This window comes from Streptomyces sp. NPDC059895 (assembly GCF_042731035.1).
Taxonomy (GTDB): Bacteria; Actinomycetota; Actinomycetes; order Streptomycetales; family Streptomycetaceae; genus Streptomyces.
This window is the reverse complement of sequence record NZ_JBHWKO010000120.1, coordinates 1-4,122: the sequence shown is the minus strand read 5'-3', so window position 1 is coordinate 4,122 and position 4,122 is coordinate 1. Positions and strand designations below refer to the sequence as shown.

Genomic DNA, 4,122 nt, shown 5'->3' with positions numbered 1-4,122 from the left:
GCCGCCAAGTTGTAGGAGGGTGGAGTCATAACCGGACGCTGTTCTGACCTCGCAACCTGCAGTTTCTCGCCCGTCTGATGCAATTCCCGAGGGTTGAGGTAGTGCTCCTTCGTCGTCTCAACGTCCTTGTGCCCCAGCAGGGTCTTGACCAGCCACCACGGGTCGCCGTAGAGCTGGGCGAAGTCGCGCCGGTCCGCGGCGGTCAGCCCGTACTTCTTGTCCATCAACTCGTTGAGCAGGATCAACATGTAGAGCGCCATCGAGTGCCGCATGGAGTGGGGTGTCGCGTACGGGACCTTCCCGCGGATCTCCGCGACCCGGAGCAGCCGGGGCGTCTCTCGTTCTTCCGGGGTCAGCAGAGCCTGTTCGCAGCGTTGGTTAGCCTGCCGGAACACAGTGTTCCAGCGGTCCGGCAGCATGGGCATGCCCTGCTCGGTCAGCCACAGCCACGCCGGCTCCGGGCCCTGCGGTCCCTCGATGAACAGCCACTGCCGCTCGCGCCAGTCGAGCAGGCTCAGGTCATGTCGTCCTGGAACGCCGTCGCGGTCGACCCAGTGGACCGTCGGGGTACGGCCCGTCGTGACCTTCATGATCAGCCGCATCAGCGGCAACTTCTCGTACCGCCCCTGGGCTTGCGCCCGTGCGACCGCCCAGGCCCTCTCCGACTCCGCGTAGGCGCTGACCTGGCGCAGTGAGTCGGCTGACGCGTAGAAGGTCCGGTCTCGCTTCGACCGTGACAGCGCTCGGGCCATCTGCCCGTGGCAGTAGCGGCCCGAGCGCAGTGGGCGTGACGGCACCTCGAACGTCAAGATGGCGCCGGATTCCTGCCGCCGCAGCCCCGAGCTGAGTGTGAACCCGACGAACGAGGTGTTCCGAAGCTCGGTCCGCCCGTCCCAGCCCGGCACCGGTGTCCCGTCGGGACCGAGGCCGCGAAGGCCCACGTCCTGCCAGAGGCCCCAGGTTCGCGGTGTCAGCCACGACACCCGCGAGCTGCGGGCGTCCGCTGCGCGGTCCGCCCGGCGCTGGCTGTCCACCGGCAGCGGCGTGACCTTCGCCCACCGGTAGAGCCGTGTGAAAGCCGACGCTTCCCGATCCCACTTCGTCCCGCTGATTCGGCTCGGGTTGAGTGGCGAGTCGCACCGAAATTCCCTGTACGCGCGCAAGTCGCTCTCGGTCGCCTGTCGCCACGGGATCCCGCGTCGCCACAACCAAGTCAGCAACAGTCGGATATCGAGCGCGTAATTCCGCCGAGTCTCCCGCTCCAGCGGATGGAATTCTGCGGAGAGCGCAAATTCCAGCAGCTCGGGATCGACGACGAAATCAGGCCGTACAAAAACCGGATCGCCCGGCTGAAGCCCCACCGCGGCCACTGCTGCCGGCAAGTCGTGGACCCCCAGCACTCCCTCCTCCGGCAGCGGCCCCCACCGCTCCGGATCCGGCACGAACACCAGCCACCACTCGTCCATCTGCCACCCCTGTGAGTCCCTTGAACTCACTCAATCATCAGGGAAGCACAGATGCGGATCATCCGGGATGCCGGTGACCTGGTAGGAGATCCGTCCGCACTGACAATTCCCCGTTCGAACCGGCACGGGGACATCCGATGCGGCTCGTGTGGCCGGCAGGAGGTGAGTGGGCAGGGCTGAGGTGCCGAGGGCGGGTGATGGATCGCTCATGCGAGTCCTCGTTTCGAGATGGGCCGGGCCGGGCTACAAGGCGGTGAGGTCGGTGGCGTCCGGCAGTTCGGTGAGCGGCTGCCGCGCGGACCGGGGGATCCCGAGCCGTGCTCGGGCCTGGTGGACGGCGGAGAGCTGGTCGGCGGCAGGAGCTCCCCAGTCGAAGAGCTCCAGGGCCTGCTCAGGGGTGGCCAGGACCCGGATGTGGGTGCGGCCGGTGGCCGGGTCGACGGGAGGCGGGCCCAAATGGGTGAGGGGCGCGGCGTAGCGGAGGCGGGCGTACGGCTTGCCGAGGTCGGAGAGGTGACCGAGGAACAGCGGTTCCCCGAACTCGGCCGCGGCCTCCTCGAGCGCCTCCCGGCGCAGGGTGACGAGTGGGTCGCCCTGGTCCGGGGGTTCGGGGGTGCCGCCGGGCAGGCAGGCCGCGCCTGTGTCCGGTTCCAGTAGCACCAGGGCGCGGCCGTCGGGTCCGAAGAGCCAGCCCCAGACCTGGACCACCGGGAGCTGCGCTGGGTCGGGGCCGGTGTGGAAGGGGAGGTGGTGCTGGGCGCGTGCGGTGCGGAGGGCGCCGGCCTGGTCCAGGACGGTGGGGGCGATCGGGAGGCCGTTCTCCAGCAGCGCGGGGCCGGCGGAGTTGATGCGGGCGCGCAGGGCGGACAGGGCCCTGCGGGCGTCGCCGGGGGCCATCAGGTCCGGAAGGAGGGCGGGTTCGACGAACTCGACGGAGTCGATCTCACGGTCGGGCAGTTGGATGGCGGCGATCTGCTCGGCGGTCCACGTACCGCCGTCGTAGACGTGCAGGATCTCGCCGGGGAAGCGCATGTCGGCGGGAGCGTTGAGGCTGTCGGTACTGACCCAGTCCACGGCGAGCCCGCAATCGACGGTCATGGTGACGCCGAGTTCCTCGCGCAGTTCCCGAGCGGCGCCCTGGGCCGGGGACTCGTTCGCGTCGACGGCACCGCCGGGCAGGAGGCAGGTCGGGCGGTAGTCGACGCGCTGGATCAGGACCCGGCCGCGCCCGTCGGTGATCAGCACGGACGTTCCGGCCCACAGGGCTGCTGAGGCGCGTAAGGCCCCGTACTCCTCGTCGGTCATCGACGTGCTGGGCGGCGTGTCAGGGGAGGGCGAGGTGGTCATTGCGTCTCCGATCGTGCGGGCGGGACGTTGTGGGCGGTGGGCCGGTCAGGCGATGAGCTCGTGCGGGGCACCCGGTGCGGGGCTGAGGGTGAGCCGGGTGAACTGCTCGGTGCTGATGATCTCGTTGCGGTCCGGTTCGGGCAGGCGGGCGAGAAGGCCGGGCAGGGGCCGCGGGCGCGCGACCTCGCTGCGGTGGGCGCAGATCGCCCCCCACTTCGCCGCAGCCCACGGTGAGACGTCGACGGTCGTGGTCACGTACGCGTCCGGCACCGCGAGGACCGTCTTGCCCACGCTCTGAAGGAGCGGGCCGAGCCGGCCCACACCGGATTCCGAGTGCGTGGCCGCGTACAGGGCCGCAGGCTGCCAGGGCTCCCCGGCTTCGGGATACAGGTGCGGCAGGCCAGCGGCCTCGACGGCGAGGAGTGTGATCTGGTGGGCGCGCCGGTGGTCCGGGTGACCCGTGAGCTGGCCCGTGGCGTCGTGGCCGAGGACAATGTCGGGCTGAAACTCGCGGATGTGTGCGACCAGGCGGCCGACGGCTTCGTCGAGGGGCGCGTCGACCAGGCGCACGGCGCCGCCGGGTGCCGAGGCGGGGTTGCGGGCATCTGCGTAGCCGAGCAGCCGCAGGGGCCCCGCGCCCAAGACGTTCAAGGCGTCGGCGAGTTCGAGGGCTCGGTGGGTGTCGGCCGTCCAGGTGGCGGTGACGACCGCGGTGCGGGCGCCGGCGGCGGCGTGCTGGGCGAGCACACCGCCGGCGAGGAGGGATTCGTCGTCGGGATGCGCCCAGACTCCGAGCAGGGAGGGAGCGGCGGTCGGCTGCGTCACAGGGGCCTCCGGGTCGGTCAATGGGTGGGGACGGGGGAGTGGGTGAGCTCTTGGGCCCGGCGGGCGATGAGCGGTGCGAGGGTGGGGTGGACGCCGCGGGAGCATGCCTGGAGGAGCTGGGCGAGCGCGACGAGTTCGCCGGTCCGGCCGGCGTCCGTGTCCAGGACGTGGGCGAACTCGCATCGAATCCGGGCGGCGGTCGCCGGTGCGGCAAGCGAGTACGCGTGGAGCAGCCCCAGGTCGTAGCCGACGGGCAGGCGCCCGCCGGGTAACCCCGGCGCATTGCTGCGCCGGGGTCCCCTCAGAACCGTGCGTGCACCTCGTCGATGCACACGGCTCAAGCAAGCCACGAGGGCGCTCATCGGATGGTGCTGTGTCGGATGCGAGCGGCGTGTCGCCGTGCGCATCCGGCGTGTACCAAGCGGGTTTGATCGCCCCGCGGCGTCATTCTCCCCGCGTGCCGAAGGTAATCGGCTGAGATCGC

Annotated in this window: 4 protein-coding genes; all 4 read right to left on the bottom strand. The window is 70.6% G+C overall.

Features of this window, described 5'->3' with window-relative positions; all coding sequences use genetic code 11:
• Positions 1-1,466 (bottom strand): integrase (locus ACFV9M_RS41860; RefSeq protein WP_385079792.1); only part of this gene is annotated, 1,466 nt, incomplete at its 3' end.
• A 243-nt stretch (positions 1,467-1,709) separates the two neighbouring features.
• Positions 1,710-2,813 carry an NUDIX domain-containing protein gene (locus ACFV9M_RS41855; RefSeq protein ID WP_385079789.1) on the bottom strand — a complete coding sequence of 368 codons (1,104 nt, stop codon included), beginning with the start codon at positions 2,811-2,813 and terminating at the stop codon, positions 1,710-1,712.
• Between the two features lie 45 nt (positions 2,814-2,858).
• Positions 2,859-3,638: a PIG-L deacetylase family protein gene (locus ACFV9M_RS41850; RefSeq protein ID WP_385079786.1), complete on the bottom strand. Its 780-nt coding sequence runs from the start codon at positions 3,636-3,638 to the stop codon at positions 2,859-2,861.
• A 17-nt stretch (positions 3,639-3,655) separates the two neighbouring features.
• Positions 3,656-3,970 carry a hypothetical protein gene (locus ACFV9M_RS41845; RefSeq protein ID WP_385079784.1) on the bottom strand — a complete coding sequence of 105 codons (315 nt, stop codon included), beginning with the start codon at positions 3,968-3,970 and terminating at the stop codon, positions 3,656-3,658.
• Between the last annotated feature and the right edge of the window lie 152 nt (positions 3,971-4,122).

Coding starts and splice junctions, on each gene's coding strand:
- ACFV9M_RS41855 (WP_385079789.1), bottom strand. CDS start 2,813: ATGACCACCTCGCCCTCCCCTGACACGCCGCCCAGCACGTCGATGACC.